Here is a 16543-nt window from a genome sequence, read left to right as displayed (position 1 = left end):
GCTCTTCAGATGAACCTTCGCCTTGTAGATATTGTTTAGCTATAGAGCATTTTAATGCTCTGCTGTATTTGGACATAAAAAGACCCCCAATAATTGGTGTCCAACTATTGGGGGTCAGTTCAATTGGGTGGTTTTTTTTTGCCTAAAGGAGCGGGGCTGAACCCAATCCTCCTAGGGTGTTTCTTCTCGTCAAGGTGTCGATTTATCCCTAAATGATTAATCAACACACATTGCGGACTTCACTTACTGGTTAGTGCTTTCAAAAATTTTATCTGCGGATGCAGCCACAAAGCCTTGATAAAGTTCACCGCCCGCCATTGGATAACGTTTTGCAAACTCGTAAAAGCCACCCGGTATCTGCTCATTGCTGTCTTTAAACGCGACATCGACTCGGTCTGCCATAGTCGATGATTGTTCCAGCAAAACATCGGGACTGCCTTTCACTTCACCACCCGCTTCATTAATAACAAACCCAGCATCTCGTAGCGCTGCGTTCACTTCGACAACTTCAGAATACGCATTTAGCTGATTAACGCTGACGGTAAAGTGATTAGCGCCATAACCATGCGCGGCCAACCAAGCCGCATACTCACTTTCTTTAGCCAATAATTGGTAATCCGCCGCACTGAGGTCCCACAAGCGCCCACCCCACAAAAAGTCTGGTGTGTTTATGGCCGCAATATCAACTTGAGCCACTAAGCTTGTCACTATCCTCTGAAGCGCTTCTGAGCACTCTTCTACCTTGAGCTCACTAATAAAGACCTTAGGCTGGGAAGGATCAGGATGCTCAAAATGCTTTGCAACCAAGTGTTTAGATTCGAAAAGGTAGTCCCCTTTTGCTTGATAGCCGACATCCAAAAAAGGCTTGGCCAATGTCTCAAGGTTTACCGGTTCAAGATTAAAGGTGCGTAATGCGATATGGTCGTTAATCAATGCCTCGCCTTCAATCAGCAGTTGATGAACTTTTTCGGCAGAAGGGCAAAGACGCGCGATATAGTCACGCCAGAGTGGATCAAACAAAGTCGAGGGTGAGGTCATCGTTGACTCCTTTTAGGACCCTTATAGTGTTGTTGTGGTCCATTAATGTAGGGTAAAGAGTATCTTTAAATTAGAGGTGACTGCTTACGATGTAATGTTTTTAGGCAAGCAGCCACACAACCTGTGACGATTTTTTAATTATTTTAAGGTAATACCTGGCGCTAGTGTCTCTGGGAGCAGTGTATCCTGCCCTTCCATTGACGCCATTGGGTAGGCACAGTAATCCGCAGCGTAATACGCACTTGGACGCAAGTTACCTGACGCACCTGGTCCGCCAAACGGTGCATCACCGCTCGCTCCAGTAAGCTGTCGATTACGATTTACAATGCCCGCTCGAATGTGATCGACAAAATAGTCCCACTCGGCATCTACCGTAGAAATGAGGCCAGCAGACAGACCAAAACGAGTGTCGTTGGCTAAGGTGACGGCTTGCTCTAAAGAGTCGTAACGCACCACTTGCAATAGTGGCCCAAAGTACTCTTCATCGGGTAACGACTCGATTGCCGTAACATCAATGATGGCTGGGGATACAAAAGCTGCGCTCATGGCTTTCGCTTCTAAGAGGCTGCTTCCACCCAAACTCTGTAGATTGGTTTGCGCGTCCAATATGACTTGCACAGCTTGCTTAGAGATTTGTGGTCCCATAAAAGGTGCGGGTTCGGCAAAAGGCTGATCAATGCGGATTTGCGCTGTTGCACTCACAAGCTTATCCAGTAAAGCATCACCTTTATCACCAAGGGGTACGTACAGCCTTCTGGCGCACGTACAGCGCTGACCTGCACTAATAAACGCAGATTGAATGATGGTGTAAACCGCGGCATCTAAATCACCCATCGACTCAGAGATGACCAACGGGTTGTTGCCGCCCATTTCTAAGGCCAGCATTTTTCCAGGTTGACCAGCGAACTGCTGATGCAAAAGATGCCCTGTATTGGCACTACCTGTAAACAGCAACCCATCAATGCCTTTGGATTGAGCCAACGCAATGCCGGTTTCCTTGGCACCCTGTACAAGGTTAATCACCCCTTTTGGTAAACCCGCTTCCTCCCACAGTTTCATGGCCAACTCGCCCATCCAAGGGGTTTGTTCAGACGGTTTAAATACCACTGTGTTACCCGCCAAAAGCGCAGGAACAATGTGTCCATTAGGCAAATGCCCAGGGAAGTTATACGGGCCAAATACCGCCATTACACCGAGAGGGCGGTGACGCAATACAATTTGATTGCCTGCCGCTTCACGCTGTTTTTCACCGGTTCGTTCTTGATAGGCTCGAATTGATATAGCGATTTTTCCTGCCATCGCAGCCGCTTCAGTGCGTGTTTCCCAAATCGGCTTTCCGGTTTCTTTGGCAATCACTTCGGCAATCGTTTCGGCGTGCTCTTTCACCTTTTTCGCAAATGACAGCACCACTTGTTCGCGCTCACTAAAAGGACGTTTTTTCCATTCAATAAATGCGCTTCTCGCCGCGCTCACTGCGAGTTCAACTTGCGGTGGGGTTGCGGTTAACCCTTCCCAAACTACCGAGTCATCATACGGGGCGAGCGAATGCATAGGCTCACCAAGTCCAGCTTGCCACTCTCCAGCAATCCATTGTGTCATGTTTTCTCTCCGTTATTGAGCTAGCAGACGAATCATATCGCCTTGTTGCACTTGCAGTGCATCCGCCGCTTCAGGGGTGATGATGGCGCTACCACTGGCGGCGTCATAGGCCGCTTTTGTCGCAACGGCGCGGAAATTCTCGAATGAGCTATTACACATTAAGTAGTCTTGCGAGCTAACATGCTCAGCAACTTTCACTTTGGCACGAAATGAATGACGCACCGACTCAATATTGCGTAGATCACACTCCACCGTAGGGCCACCATCAAAGATGTCGACGTAATCGCGACAGGTGAACCCCTCACGCTCTAAAAGCTTAAGTGCCGGAATGGTGTTGTCATGAACCTTCCCTATTACCGCTTGCGCTTCAGGGCTGAGCAAGTTGATGTAAATCGGCAACTTTGGCATCAGGTCCGCAATGAAACCCTTTTTACCTATACCCGTTAAGTAATCAGCCAAGGTGAAGTCGATAGAGAAAAAGTGCTCTTGAAGCCACTGCCAAAATGGCGAGTTACCGTCATCGTCAGACACACCACGCATTTCGGCAAAGATCGTTTTAGAGAAACGGTGCGGGTGTTCTGCCATCATCAGAAATCGACACTTAGACATTAAACGGCCATTCAGCCCTTTACGAAAGTCTGGACGCAAAAACAGCGTACAAATTTCACTGCATCCTGTGTAGTTATTGCCAAAGGTAAGTAGTTTTACAACGTTATTCACCCCAAGCTTTGGCGATGAGTGCACAACCTTGCTGATATGATACGAATAAAAAGGGACATCCCAACCGATGGCACCTTCAATACCAGTGGTACCTGCAACCTCTCCAGAGTCGGAATCGACTCCCACCATAAGATAACCTTCATCGCCTGGCTCGGTGATTTCGCCTTTTGCAAAACTGTATTCTGAATGGGTGATTCTGTTGGTCAGTAGCTCTTCGTTCACAGGCAGTGACGTAAAGCCATGGCCAGATTCTACGGCGCAGGTGTGCAGCGCATCGTAGTCGGACATTGATATAGGACGGACGACAAGCATCTCTACTTCCTCCTTGATGTAAAAAGGGCTAACGAGTAGCCCTTGGTATTGCTGGGCGGCGCTAAATTAGACTAGTGTGGAAATAGCTTTGTCTAAACGAGCCAAGCCTTGATTAATTTCGTCTTCAGTGATCACCAATGACGGAGTAAAACGAACGACATTTGCGCCGGCAACCAGGACCATTAGACCTTCTTTTCCAGCCGCAACAAGTACGTCACGAGCTCGGCCTTGCCACTGTTCATTCAGTGCAGCGCCAATTAGAAGCCCTTTGCCGCGAATTTCTTCAAACAGGCCGTATTTAGCATTAATGGTTTCTAGTCCTTGTCGAAATAGCGCTTCACGTTGCTTAACACCTGCTAAGGTTTCTGGCTGAGCAATCACATCAACCACAGCTTCAGCAACCGCACACGCCAATGGGTTCCCGCCGTATGTCGAGCCATGGGTGCCCACTTTCATGTGCTGCGCTAGCTCGGTTGTTGTTAACATTGCACCGATCGGAAAGCCACCGCCTAGGGATTTTGCGGTACTTAGAATATCTGGGGTAATGCCTAGGCCTTGATAGGCATAAAACTCGCCTGTACGACCGTTACCGGTTTGAACTTCATCAAATATCAGCAGGGCATTGTGCTTATCGCACAATTCACGTACCGCTTGGACAAATTCTGGAGTAGGACTGACGATGCCGCCTTCACCTTGCAGCGGCTCCATCATAATGGCGCAGGTTTTGTCCGAGATATGGGCGGCCAGCGCATCAACATCGTTGTAAGGCAAGTGTGTCACATCACCAGGTTTAGGACCAAAGCCATCCGAGTACGCCGCTTGTCCACCAACGGTAACAGTGAAAAAAGTACGACCATGGAAGCCTTGCTTAAAAGCTATGATTTCAGATTTTTCTTCGCCATGAACATCAGCGGCCCAGCGACGTGCTAGTTTGAGCGCGGCTTCATTGGCTTCAGCACCTGAGTTAGCAAAAAAGACTTTTTCTGCAAAACTAACTTCTGTCAGTTTCTTGGCTAAGCGTAATGCTGGCTCATTGGTCATCACATTACTGAGGTGCCACAATTTGTTGCCCTGTTCCGTTAATGCTTTCACCATCGCAGGGTGACAGTGACCTAAACAGCTAACGGCGATACCACCAGCAAAGTCGATGTATTCTTTATCTTGCTGATCCCAAATGCGCGAACCTTCGCCTCGAACTGGAATGATTTCCATTGGGTTATAACAAGGGACCATTACCTCATCAAACTGAGCTCGATTTACTTCGTGTTTTGCTGTCATCGCACATTCCTTCTTAACTCGACCGGACCGAATACGGACAGGTCTCTGCCTTCACCTTTGAAGGCGAAACATTATTCTGCCCGCGCATTGTATTTACAATTTATTAACTAATTCAATAGCAGAAGCCATATTTATACTTTGGAAAAAACACGACTTTCGAACCCTGCATGACTATTTATGCACCAGTTATTCACAATTATGAAGCGTTTTCTTGAAAAAAGTCACAAAAAAAGTCTAAGCCTAGCTACAACAAGTTTTTGACGATCGGGAAAGAACAGGCGGTTGAATAAGTTTTCACAGCTCTTTTCTTTGAGAGCCGCGAAAATTTCTTTCTGAATTGTGAGATCACAAGCGCAAGAAATTGCCCAACAGCTGATGCCCTTGTTCAGTCTTGATCGATTCTGGATGGAACTGCACGCCGTGCAGTGGGAGCGTTTTATGGGCAATGCCCATAATTTCATCAAACTCACCGGCGTCTGTTTCGCTCCAAGCAGTGATTATGAAATCGTCGGGTAAGGACTCTCTGTCTACAATTAAAGAGTGGTATCGCGTAACAGTCAATGGATGATTCAGCTGTGCGAATAGACCTGCGTCGGTATGATTGATTTTGGAGGTTTTCCCGTGGACTGGTTTTCGTGCTCGCGTCACCTTTGCACCAAAGACTTGTGCAATGGATTGATGCCCAAGGCAGACGCCTAACAATGGAATTTTATCCGAGAACTCGCGGATCACCTCTAAAGAAACCCCTGATTGATCCGGCGTACATGGACCAGGCGAAATAACAATGTGACTTGGATTCAGGTCAATGACACCTTGTAGGGTAATGGCATCATTACGGATCACGATAGGCTCAACACCTAACTCACAGAAATATTGATAAAGGTTGTAGGTAAAGGAGTCGTAGTTATCGATAATCAGTAACATGGTGTCCGTAATAGTCATTCAAGCACGAAAAGTTACAGAACTATACCCATCTAAGTAGACAATGTCTCTACCTGAAGCGCTTGTACCACCCTTGTGTTTCGACAAGAGGTTTCAGTCCGCCCTGGTGCTGCATAAACCTCTCTTTTTGGCCTAAACAACAATACCCAAGCGGAACCAAACTATTCTCTAGATCCATCACCACTTGTTTCTGCTTTTCTCGAGTAAAGTAAATCAACACATTACGACACAGTACTAAGTGCATCCCTTCCATCGGTGGGCCTTGGCAAAGATCATGCACCTTAAAGGTGACGGATTCTAAGCTACGCTTAAGCGGCGTTATCAACTCCCTCCCCCCAACAAAATAATCATCGAGGTTCTCTTTTCCACCACTTTGTTGATAGGCGTCCCTGTCTTTTTGATTAAGGGATTGGCTTAGAACTCCGCTGGCGGCAGTTTCCAGTACCCAAGGATTAATATCGGTTGCGGTAATGTTACTTCTCCCTAGCAAATTATGCTCATCAAGCAGGATCATTAGTGAATAGATTTCTTCACCGGTAGAGCACCCAGCTATCCATATATTAAGGCTAGGATAGGAGTAGAGTCGCGGCAATATCGATTGGGCAAAGCTCAACCAAGATTTCGGCTCTCGATACAACTGAGTGTAGTTAACCGTAATCGCATCAATCACTTCGTCGAGGCGACGCGGTTGATGAAGCAGTATAGGAATGAGATCACTCATGTGCTCAAGACCAAATTTGCTGCAAGCTCGAGCAAAGGATCGAGCAAGACTGTTCTTACTGTAATAGCGAAAGCTATAACCAAAATGCTCATCCAAGACCGTCAATAGGAGCGACATCTCAATGTTTTTTTCTTCGCTAAGCGGCTCATCTAACCAAGAGCTGGCTATTGCACTATTAACCTCATTCTCCGACATGAAGGTACTGAGCCAGTAGTTCAACAAAATTATCCATATCGATTATCGGCTTCATCACGTAGTTATTTGCTCCTGCCTGCAAACACTTTTCTCGAACGTCCGGCATGCCACTAGCCGTCAAGGCTATTATTGGAATGTCATTATTTTTCATAACATTACGAACCTGATGAAGCACTTCATAACCGTCCATCACTGGCATCATGATATCGAGCAGCACCAAATCAATTTCTGGGTTTGTTGAGATTTGCTCTAGAGCATCAGCCCCATTGGAGGCGATATGGGCAATTAAACCTTTGGTTCGCAACACCTTGGCCAACGAGAAAGTGTTTCTTACATCATCATCCACTAGCAGCAACTGCTTATCTTTCAAGCGTTCAGCTATATCCCCAAGATCATGAATACCCAAGTGAGACTCGGTTGTTGGTACTAATGCAAGTGGCTGCTCAGTCTTGTTCATTGACCTCGACGCGTGCTGATAACTGTCGACAAAGAGTTCAACTTCTTCGAGTAGGCGCTGCATCGACAATCCGGACTTTATGATGACTTTATCAGTAAACTTATTAAGTATATCAAGCTCGGACTCGCTAAGATCGCGCCCTGTATAGACCATGATTTGCGGTAAGCTTATGTTCTGCTCAAGCGCTGCCGTCAAGAACTCGAACCCTGACATGCCCGGGAGCCCAAGATCGAGAAGTAACAAGTCCATGCTCTCTTGCTCTATTACCTCAAACGCCAACTCTGCACTCGCGACATGCCGCAGCTCTAGTGGAAGATCTTTTAGCAGTCGCTTCGTCGCCGCAAATCCACTCAGACTGTCTTCTACAACTAAAACAGTCGCTGCCGTAATGCTTGAATCAGTAGCGCCTACCAAATGCGTCCCCAACTGCTTCAGCACATCAGTTTGATGTTCAATTGTTTCGTCTGACAATAGATGAACATTTAGATTCGCGTTCATTGATGCGGCTTTAAGACTGTATGCGATGTTCTTATCAACGCGACCAGGTACCATGTTATCTACGATGACTGCATCAACGGTTTGTTCAGATACCCATTGAAGCGCCTGATTTACAGTCTGAACACCACTGACGTTAAAGCCCTTTTCTAGGCAGCGACGGGTTAATTGACTGGCTAAAATTTCATCTTCACTCAACACAAGGAACTCGATTGAGTGACTGTCTTCGCTTTCAATGGGCAGCAAGCTTTGTAATGACTGATCAGTATCAACCACTACATTATCATTTGTCGTATACGATGAAGTTGACGATATCGCCATTGTATTTACAGCCATTTTCTCGCTCGACAAAGGCAAGCAATCGCTCAATTCGCCTAACGGAACGCTCAACACAAAGCGACTACCGTGATTCAGGCGACTCTGGACCGTTAGTTCACCGTCTAATAAAGTAGCAAGCTGTTTACTGATCGTCAGTCCTAATCCCGAGCCGCTGTGCCTACGATCTAAACTACCATCGGCTTGGGTGAACGCCTCAAACACCGAATTTAATTGCGTGGCATCTATGCCACAACCTGTATCTTCTACACTTAAAAACAGTTGGCCGCCATCTTGCTCGAGCTCTACTTTGACTGAGCCTTCTTCAGTAAACTTAATGGCATTTCCTATCAAGTTCGTTGCGACCTGCAGAACGCGTTGAAAATCTTGCACTAACACTGGCGCAACCGTGTCGGAGATATGCACTGAATAGTCCAAGTTTTTGTCTTCAGCCATGTGGTTGAAGTGATTAAACAATCGGTCTTTTAGCTCATGGCACTCAAAGGCACTGATCCTAACGTCCATTTTACCCGATTCAATTTTGGACAAGTCCAAGATATCGTTGATCAACAGCAGCAAATGAGCACCACTTTGATGAATGATGGACGCCGCTTCAACATCTTCATCTGGCAATAAGCCTTCCTCGTTGTCTGCTAGCGACTTTGACAGAATTAGCATGCTATTGAGTGGCGTACGAAGCTCGTGTGACATGTTGGCTAAAAACTGAGACTTGTAGCGACCACTCTCTTCTAATTGAGCCGCTTTTAACTCTATTTCTTCTTTCTGCGCGATCAATTTTTTCGATTGTTCGTGCAAGTCACGCCCCTGCTTAGCCAAAGAGTCATTAATTTCTTTTAGCTCGTCTTGCTGTACTTGTAACTCTTCTGATTGCGCTTGTGTTTCGGCAAGAAGCTCAGCAACACCTTCGTTATTCGCGGTAGACAGTATCGTCAATGCGATACGCTCAGAGAATGACTCCAGCAACTCAATATCGTCCTGAGAAAATCCATTGGTACCCGCAAACTCTAAAATGTGGACCGTTTTTCCTTGATAAATGACCGGGAAAATTAATACTTCGCTTGCCTGAGCGCTTTGCGTACCCGTAGACAGCGTTGGCGCTTGCGAATTTTTTCCAAGTTGAATAATCCGCGGTTGTTGAGCGAGTATCACCTCACCAACCATGCCATCTCCTGGTTCGAGATACTGTTGAAGAGTATTGCTTTTAGTGCCGATGGAGGCGTATAGTTGCCACTGGTTATTCTGTTGGCGGCAACTATAAAATGCACCAATTTCACACCTAAGGTAGCGGGTAAAAAACTTCAAGATGACTTTAGACTGCGACTGCGTCGTCGAGTGTTGCGTACTAAGATCCGCAAGCTCAAGGTGCAGTTTTTGATTTTGAGCGTGCAACTGTGCTTGTAATGTCGCCTCTTCCATCCATTCCATCATAGAATTAAATGAGTTTGCGAGCGTTTTCAGTTCATTATCGGCGACAACACTGACTCGATGCCCATAATCCCCTTGTTCAACCTTTTTAGCCCCATTCGATAGCGCCTGTATCGGTCTCGAGATTTGATTACCAAGAAAGCGTCCAACACCAATAATCACCACTATAAAGAGAATAAGAATGGAAGAGGCCATTTTTAGTAAGCTAAAGGTGTCGGCTTGCGCTTCTTCTACATCAGCTTTTGCAACAATCCCTAGGTCCATACTGGGGATGTATCGCCACGCCGCGTAGACCTTATTACCACGATAATCGATTCCGGTTCCTATGTTTGAGGTTCCAGAGAGCGCCTTATTCATCAAGCTCTGTTCGGTGGTCAAGTCGAACGTATACTCAAAGGCGTTCAGGTCGGCGCCAGGGAGCTCCGCGACTGAGATCGCCTGTTTTCGATCGATTCTTCGCGCCAATTCAACCTCGCCCGATGCGAAACCGTAAAATCGTTGTACGACCTCTTCAATGCCTTGATGAGATAGCCTTAGCGCTACAACACCGAGTCTCGTCGTATTTGAAATAACAGGAACGATAACGAAACTGCTGTATTCACCCGTCGGGGTATAAAGCTCAAAGGGGGTGACTTCAGGATCTAGTAACTGCAGTGCGTTTTGCACGGACCGTTTGAGTGAGCTGCCTTTAAACAGAGGATCGTCTATATTTTCCCCCATAACATTATCGTCTTGCGCGCTGTAAACGATATCGCCATTCCGATTAATGATGAGTATGTCATGCACATCTTTCTCGATAACAAAACTATCGATCCTAGGGGCCAAATGGCTAAAGGTGATGTCATTTGCCGTTTCATTCTCCGGCAAGTACAAGCTACTTTCTAGTACATCAAGTAATGGGCCATAGCGGGAAAACTCCGACAGCTGATTCCGTTTGTTATCCAACAAGGACTCTATATTTTGAGCTTTCTCTTTGGCTTGCAGCATTAATAACTGAGTAGCATTGTGTTCAGAGTTGTAATACGTCGATACGATATTTAAACCAGATAGAATCAACATTGGAATCGCACCAATAATAATAAAGCTGACTAAGAAGTAAGCGCGGATTTGTTTCATCAAAGCGCCTCCACATTCAGTGGGCCGTTGATAAGCTTAGTCCACATGGCTTCATCTTTAATTGCGGGCAATAGAAGGGGTTGGATACTTTTGCTCGACTGCCAAACAATATCGGTATGCCCATTGGCTTTGTACTGCCCAATATACATTCTTCGCCATGTTGACTGATTGTTATTGTCTACGATGATGATTCCAGATGGGCTGGAGTGGCTTTCCAAATCGATAGCACTGATCAAAAAATCAGAGTCTACGGTACCTGCATTGCGCGCAGTGTTCGCCCACAGCTTAACGGCGGTATAGCTCGCTGCGGCAGACGCAGGAATAAATGTCGAGCGAGTCAACTGCTGCATGTCATCGATGAACGCCTGATTCACTTTGCTCATATGACTCATTAAATAAGAGGATACAACATAGCTATGCTGCAAGTCGTTCAATTTGACATGTTCTAACGCTGTCGCTGTCATTGAGGTTGACAGTATAGGAGTCTCTAACCCTGATGTTTTAATGCCACTGAATAGCTCACGATTTTGCCGACCAGAAATAGCATTAATCACAAAATCAGGGTTGTACGAGGCAATGACACGAGCGTAGCTTGCGTGGGCGTTTAAGTCTTCAGGATCGAGCAGCAATAATTTTAACTCACCACCTAATATCTCCAACTGCTTTTGTGCAAACACATAATTAAACATCGAGTATCGTTCTTTATTCGCAATAAAAAGCGCTCGTTTCCCAAACTTTTCCTGCGCCCAATTCAACGCTAAAGGATAGATCTGCGTAGGAAGTGCACTCAAGGTAAAAATGCGGTCGGAAACGTGTCCCCCTATACTTTCGCCCGCATAAAACAACATCGAGCTGGAGCCCTCAATCTGTTCTTTTGACTGAGTTAGGCATTCAATATCAGGACAACCGAACACAGCTCTCACCTTCTCTACACCGAGTAGCTCCTGCATTTTCTGTGCATACAATCCGTCAGAGTTAGCCGCGTCGCGATAGACAATTTCGACAGGAAGGCCATTAACTCCGCCTTCCTGATTGACTTCAGAAATCGCAAGTTTAATTGCGGAGATCATCATTGTATTATCTTGGCTAAACTCTCCCTCAGAGTTATGCAGGACGCCAATGCGAACACTGTTTTTCTCTGTGCTATATTCGCAGCCACTCAGTAGAGAAAGCAGGCTAAGTAAAGCCGTCGTCATTATTTGCTTCATGCGCACTTGACCTCCTCGCCATGAGTGGGTGCACCGTGCACAACCACTTGCTCTTTAGTGCGTTTGGCACAAAACATAGCTTGGTCAGCGCTCGCAAGTAATTGAGTGGCATCCTCGCCATCTCTTGGATAAAAACTGATCCCGATACTAGGAGCCACAGTGACCGACTCTCCGCAAGAAAGCTCGACATTGATAGAGCACTGTTCAATCACTTGCTGTCCTTTTGCTTCTATCGCTTTTTCATCGGTGACATCAGTAAATACATACACAAACTCATCCCCGCCCAGTCGAGAGATAATGTCCGTTGAACGGCATAAACCTTTGAATCTTTTAGACATTTCAGCAAGAAGCCTGTCGCCCGCTTGATGGCCTAATCGATCATTCACACTCTTGAAGTTATCGAGGTCCATATACATCACCGCTAACTTAGTGCTGTAACGTTTTGCTCGATTGATTTCTCGATCCAAATAGGAGAACAAATAGGAACGATTCACCAACCCCGTTAGTTCATCGTACTCTGCGAGATACTCGAGTCGCTTTTGGATCGCTTTTCTTTCCATAAGTTCGCGAACAGCGGAGGATTTTAACTGCCAAAGCTCACTGAAGATTTTCACCTTAGAGAGCAGAACCTCTGTAACAATTGGCTTTTGAATGTAGTCGACAGCACCGACCTTATACCCTTGGAGGATATTGGCTTCAGATTGATTGAAAGCGGTAAGGAAAATAATAGGAACGTGACGAAGTCGTTCATCTTGCTGCATAAACTCAGCAACTTCATAGCCTCCCATCGAAGGCATTTGAATGTCGAGCAGCACAAGAGCTAAGTTGCGACGGCACAAAGCTTGCAATAATCCTTGCTCGCCGGAATCCGCTTCAACAATGTCTATTTCTAGCTTTTTTAGTACGCGGCGCATCGCTTGTCGATTGGCTTCTATATCGTCAATCACTAAAACTTGCGGTCGATTGTCTGCGTTACTTGAGTGGCTTTGTGTGCTCATACCATACCCCTTCCTTATTAGGCTCAGCATTTTACTCAAGTGTGACGGGATAAAATAATGGATTGTATGTATAGAAAACGAACGATATATACAGTGTGCAAATATAGAATTGAACTCTTGTTTCTCTCCCGAAAGTTTTGTCACGATCTTTGGTTAAACCACACTAATAAAGTACAAGAATTCAATAGATTAGCGGGTAGCAACACACTTTTTCTTCGTTAATCAAAAAAGCACCCATAAAAAAACCAGCTTGTTATTAAGCTGGTTTTGTCTAAATAATATCGACTTTCGCTAAACTCTTTCGACAAACCCTACTGCTTTATAAGCTTGCTTAAGAACGATAGAGGCGCGTTCTGATGCTTTATCGGCACCTTGCTTCATCACTTGGTTGAGGAACGTGCGATCTTGACGAATACGTTGATACTCCGCCTGAACAGGTTCTAACATTGACACAAGCGCTTCACCAACATCATTTTTAAACGGTCCATACATTTCAACGCCAGCGTATTGGGCTTCAATTTCATCAAAGTTTTTACCTGTCGCCGCAGAGTACAGCCCCATCAAGTTGGCAATACCGGCTTTATTTTCCACATCGTAAGCAATACGAGGTGGAGTGTCGGTATCGGTTTGCGCTTTCTTCACTTTCTTGATGATTGATTTTGGATCTTCGAGCAAAGTAATGACGTTTTTACGATTGTCATCAGACTTCGACATTTTCTTCGTCGCGTCTTGCAGGCTCATGACACGTGCATTGACCTTAGGAATATACGGCTCAGGGACTTCAAAGATAGGCGTCTCTTGACCATAAATGTTGTTAAAGCGCGTCGCAATATCTCGCGCCAACTCTAGGTGCTGCTTTTGGTCACTGCCAACAGGCACTTGGTGAGCGCCATAGAGCAAGATGTCGGCTGCCATCAATACTGGGTAGTCATACAAGCCAACATTGACGTCGTTAGCGTAACGGGCAGACTTATCTTTAAACTGAGTCATACGATTCAGCTCACCCATTTGCGTGTAACAGTTAAGAAGCCATCCCAATTGCGCGTGCTCCGGTACATGCGACTGCACAAACAGTGTGCTTTTCTTGGGATCGACGCCAACAGCCAGACAAATAGCCAGAGCATCTAACGTTGCTTCGTAAAGCGCGGCTGCATCTTGGCGAACGGTCACTGCATGAAGGTCTACAACGCAGTAGTGACAATCGTAGTCGTCCTGCATTTGTTGCCATTGACGTAGAGCACCCAAGTAGTTACCAATACTTAGTTCACCGGAGGGTTGAACACCACTCAAAACAATGGGTTTGCTCATAGCAAAGCTTCCTTAATAGAAATTTGATTCGGATAAATAGTAGAAAACCGAGCCAATAGCTCGGTTTTGTCAGTGTACTCATTAGCGAGTATCTTGCCAAACATTTTAGTCGCTGCAGAGCCAGTTATCTGCTCATAACTAGCTCTGAGTCAGCGCTAGCCCTAACAGCTCTAGAACGTCACTCACATCATCGGCAACCACATCGGGAGACGCGTTGGCAATTGGTTCTCCGTGATTGTAACCATAAGTTAATCCAAACGAATGACAACCGGCATTTTTTGCGGCCAAAATATCGTTCTTTGAGTCACCGACCATCAACATCTGCTCTGGGTTAATGCTGTACTTTTCCATCAAATGGTTAAGTGCAATTGGGTTGGGCTTTTTCTGCTCAAACGCGTCACCGCCTAACACCTCAACAAAATAATCCTTAATGTTGTGCTGCTCTAGTATCTCTGGCACAAACATCGATGGCTTATTGGTGACGATGGCGAGTGGGATGCCCGCATCATGCAAACGCGCTAACGAATCGACCACATTAGGGTATAAGCGACTTAACTGGTGATGGGTCTCGGCGTAAAACTGGTCAAACAGACGACGAGCTTCGCGTTTAGTCTCGTCACTGAGCTCATCACTTACCGTCAGGCTCTGGCTCAACGAACGACCAATCAACACATCAGCGCCATTGCCAACGTAGTCGCGCACCTGATCTTCACTCACCGGCGCATAACCTAAGGTCTGTGCCGCTTTGTCTGCCGCTATCGCAAGGTCCGGCACACTGTCGAGCAAAGTGCCGTCTAAATCGAAAACAATAAATTGGATATCAGAAAACATCGGCTACTATTTCACCTTCGCAAGTTCAGTGCGCATTTCAGCAATCACTTCTTGATAGTCTGGCTGACTAAAGATAGCAGAGCCGGCAACAAACATATCCGCACCTGCTTCGGCAATTTCGTGAATATTATCCACTTTTACGCCACCATCAATCTCTAGTCGAATATCACGACCAGATTGATTGATGCGCTCTTTCACAGCGCGCAGTTTGTTGAGCGTTTCAGGAATAAACGACTGACCACCAAAGCCAGGGTTCACTGACATCAACAAGATTAGGTCGAGTTTATCCATAATGTGATCAAGACAGCTAAGCGGTGTAGCAGGGTTAAGCACCACACCTGCCTGACAACCATTTTCTTTAATTAGTTGTAAAGTACGATCAACGTGCTCTGAAGCTTCAACATGGAAGGTGATCATCGTCGCACCGGCTTTGGCAAAATCAGGGATGATTCTGTCAACCGGCTTCACCATTAGATGCACATCAATCGGTGCAGTGATGCCGTAATCACGAAGCGCTTTACACACTGGCGCACCAAAGGTGAGGTTTGGAACGTAATGATTGTCCATCACATCAAAGTGAACCACATCGGCACCGGCCGCGAGGACTTTTTCTACATCTTCACCAAGGCGGGCAAAGTCCGCAGACAAAATAGAAGGGGCAATTAAAAACTCTTTCATGGTCAGTTCCTATATGAGTGGCAACCTTACGGTGAGGTAGAAGCGTTACTGGAAGCAAACAAGGCCAGCAACTCGTCAACTTTATTGCGACCACCACCATTTCGGCTAATGGTTCGCTTTACTTTTACGACGTTTAGCTCGGCACCATGATATAGGCGGCGAGTAAGTGTCGTGTCATGATTAGATATAAGCACCGGAATATCGCGCTTAAATGCTGTGCGCTCGGCTATATCCGCTAAAGCGGCTTGATCATCTAGACTAAACCCATTCCCTGCGTAAGAGGTGAAATTCGCGGTAGTCGACAACGGTGCATAAGGTGGATCGCAGTAAACCACACTGCCTTTGCGCGCACGCTTAAACGTTTCTGTATAGCTTTCGCAAACAAAGGTTGCCTTTTTGGCTTTCTCGGAAAAGAAAATCAGCTCATCTTCTGGGAAGTACGGTTTTTTGTACGAGCCAAAAGGCACGTTAAAGCCGCCCTTTTTATTGTATCGGCACAACCCATTGAACCCAAAACGGTTCATGTACAAGAACGCAAGCGAGCGGAAAAAAGGATCGGTGGATTGATTAAACTGCACGCGCATATCGAGATAAAAGGCTTTATCGTTGCAGTGCGGTTCAAACAGGCGCTTGGCTTCAGAGATATACTGCTCAGGATCGTTTTTGAGCAAATTGTACAGATTAATCAGGTCGGGATTAATATCTGCAAGCAGGTAGTGTTCATAATCGGTATTCAAAAATACAGAGCCAGCACCCACAAACGGTTCAATCAATTTGCGAGCTGGAGGTAGATGCTTCTGGATATCGTCGACCAAGCCGTACTTACCGCCGGCCCACTTTAAAAAAGCGCGCTGTTTTTTCATGTGTTGTTTCTATTACCTATTAA

13 protein-coding genes are annotated in these 16543 nt (G+C 46.0%); all 13 read right to left on the bottom strand.

Annotated features, from left to right (window positions below):
- Positions 1–243 precede the first annotated feature (243 nt).
- Positions 244–1038, bottom strand: a complete 795-nt coding sequence (locus JQC93_RS15500) for a DUF1338 domain-containing protein (protein WP_205159306.1) — start codon at positions 1036–1038, stop codon at positions 244–246.
- 138 nt (positions 1039–1176) lie between these two features.
- Positions 1177–2637, bottom strand: a complete 1461-nt coding sequence (gene astD, locus JQC93_RS15495; protein ID WP_205159305.1) for a succinylglutamate-semialdehyde dehydrogenase — start codon at positions 2635–2637, stop codon at positions 1177–1179.
- A gap of 12 nt (positions 2638–2649) precedes the next feature.
- Positions 2650–3669: an arginine N-succinyltransferase gene (gene astA / locus JQC93_RS15490; protein WP_205159304.1), complete on the bottom strand. Its 1020-nt coding sequence runs from the start codon at positions 3667–3669 to the stop codon at positions 2650–2652.
- Positions 3670–3735: 66 nt separating this feature from the next.
- Positions 3736–4947 (bottom strand): aspartate aminotransferase family protein, encoded by a 1212-nt coding sequence (locus tag JQC93_RS15485; protein ID WP_205159303.1) that lies wholly within the window; start codon positions 4945–4947, stop codon positions 3736–3738.
- 345 nt (positions 4948–5292) lie between these two features.
- A complete protein-coding gene (locus tag JQC93_RS15480) occupies positions 5293–5871 on the bottom strand; it encodes an anthranilate synthase component II (protein ID WP_205159323.1) in 579 nt (192 codons plus the stop codon).
- Positions 5872–5938: 67 nt separating this feature from the next.
- Positions 5939–6805, bottom strand: coding sequence for a CheR family methyltransferase (locus JQC93_RS15475; protein ID WP_205159302.1), 867 nt, complete (start codon positions 6803–6805; stop codon positions 5939–5941).
- Positions 6792–10634 carry a response regulator gene (locus JQC93_RS15470; protein WP_205159301.1) on the bottom strand — a complete coding sequence of 1281 codons (3843 nt, stop codon included), beginning with the start codon at positions 10632–10634 and terminating at the stop codon, positions 6792–6794. The genes JQC93_RS15475 and JQC93_RS15470 overlap by 14 nt, the downstream gene beginning before the upstream one ends.
- On the bottom strand, positions 10634–11842 hold the full coding sequence (locus JQC93_RS15465) for a transporter substrate-binding protein (RefSeq protein ID WP_205159300.1): 1209 nt from the start codon (positions 11840–11842) through the stop codon (positions 10634–10636). Before JQC93_RS15465 ends, JQC93_RS15470 begins: the two co-directional genes overlap by 1 nt.
- Entirely contained in the window at positions 11839–12840 is a 1002-nt protein-coding gene (locus JQC93_RS15460) for a diguanylate cyclase domain-containing protein (protein ID WP_205159299.1), read from the bottom strand. Before JQC93_RS15460 ends, JQC93_RS15465 begins: the two co-directional genes overlap by 4 nt.
- Before the next feature lie 291 nt (positions 12841–13131).
- Positions 13132–14148, bottom strand: a complete 1017-nt coding sequence (gene trpS / locus JQC93_RS15455) for a tryptophan--tRNA ligase (RefSeq protein ID WP_205159298.1) — start codon at positions 14146–14148, stop codon at positions 13132–13134.
- Between the two features lie 138 nt (positions 14149–14286).
- Positions 14287–14979, bottom strand: a complete 693-nt coding sequence (locus JQC93_RS15450; RefSeq protein WP_205159297.1) for a phosphoglycolate phosphatase — start codon at positions 14977–14979, stop codon at positions 14287–14289.
- Positions 14980–14985: 6 nt separating this feature from the next.
- Positions 14986–15657, bottom strand: a complete 672-nt coding sequence (gene rpe, locus JQC93_RS15445; RefSeq protein WP_205159296.1) for a ribulose-phosphate 3-epimerase — start codon at positions 15655–15657, stop codon at positions 14986–14988.
- A 26-nt stretch (positions 15658–15683) separates the two neighbouring features.
- The gene (locus JQC93_RS15440; RefSeq protein WP_205159295.1) at positions 15684–16520 is read right to left on the bottom strand and encodes a Dam family site-specific DNA-(adenine-N6)-methyltransferase; all 837 of its coding nucleotides are present in this window, start codon (positions 16518–16520) and stop codon (positions 15684–15686) included.
- Positions 16521–16543: the final 23 nt, after the last annotated feature.

It is taken from the genome of Vibrio ulleungensis, assembly GCF_016900875.1.
In the GTDB taxonomy this organism is placed as follows: domain Bacteria; phylum Pseudomonadota; class Gammaproteobacteria; order Enterobacterales; family Vibrionaceae; genus Vibrio; species Vibrio ulleungensis.
The sequence above is the reverse complement of the archived record's forward strand: the minus strand, read 5'-3'. Positions and strand labels throughout refer to the sequence as shown.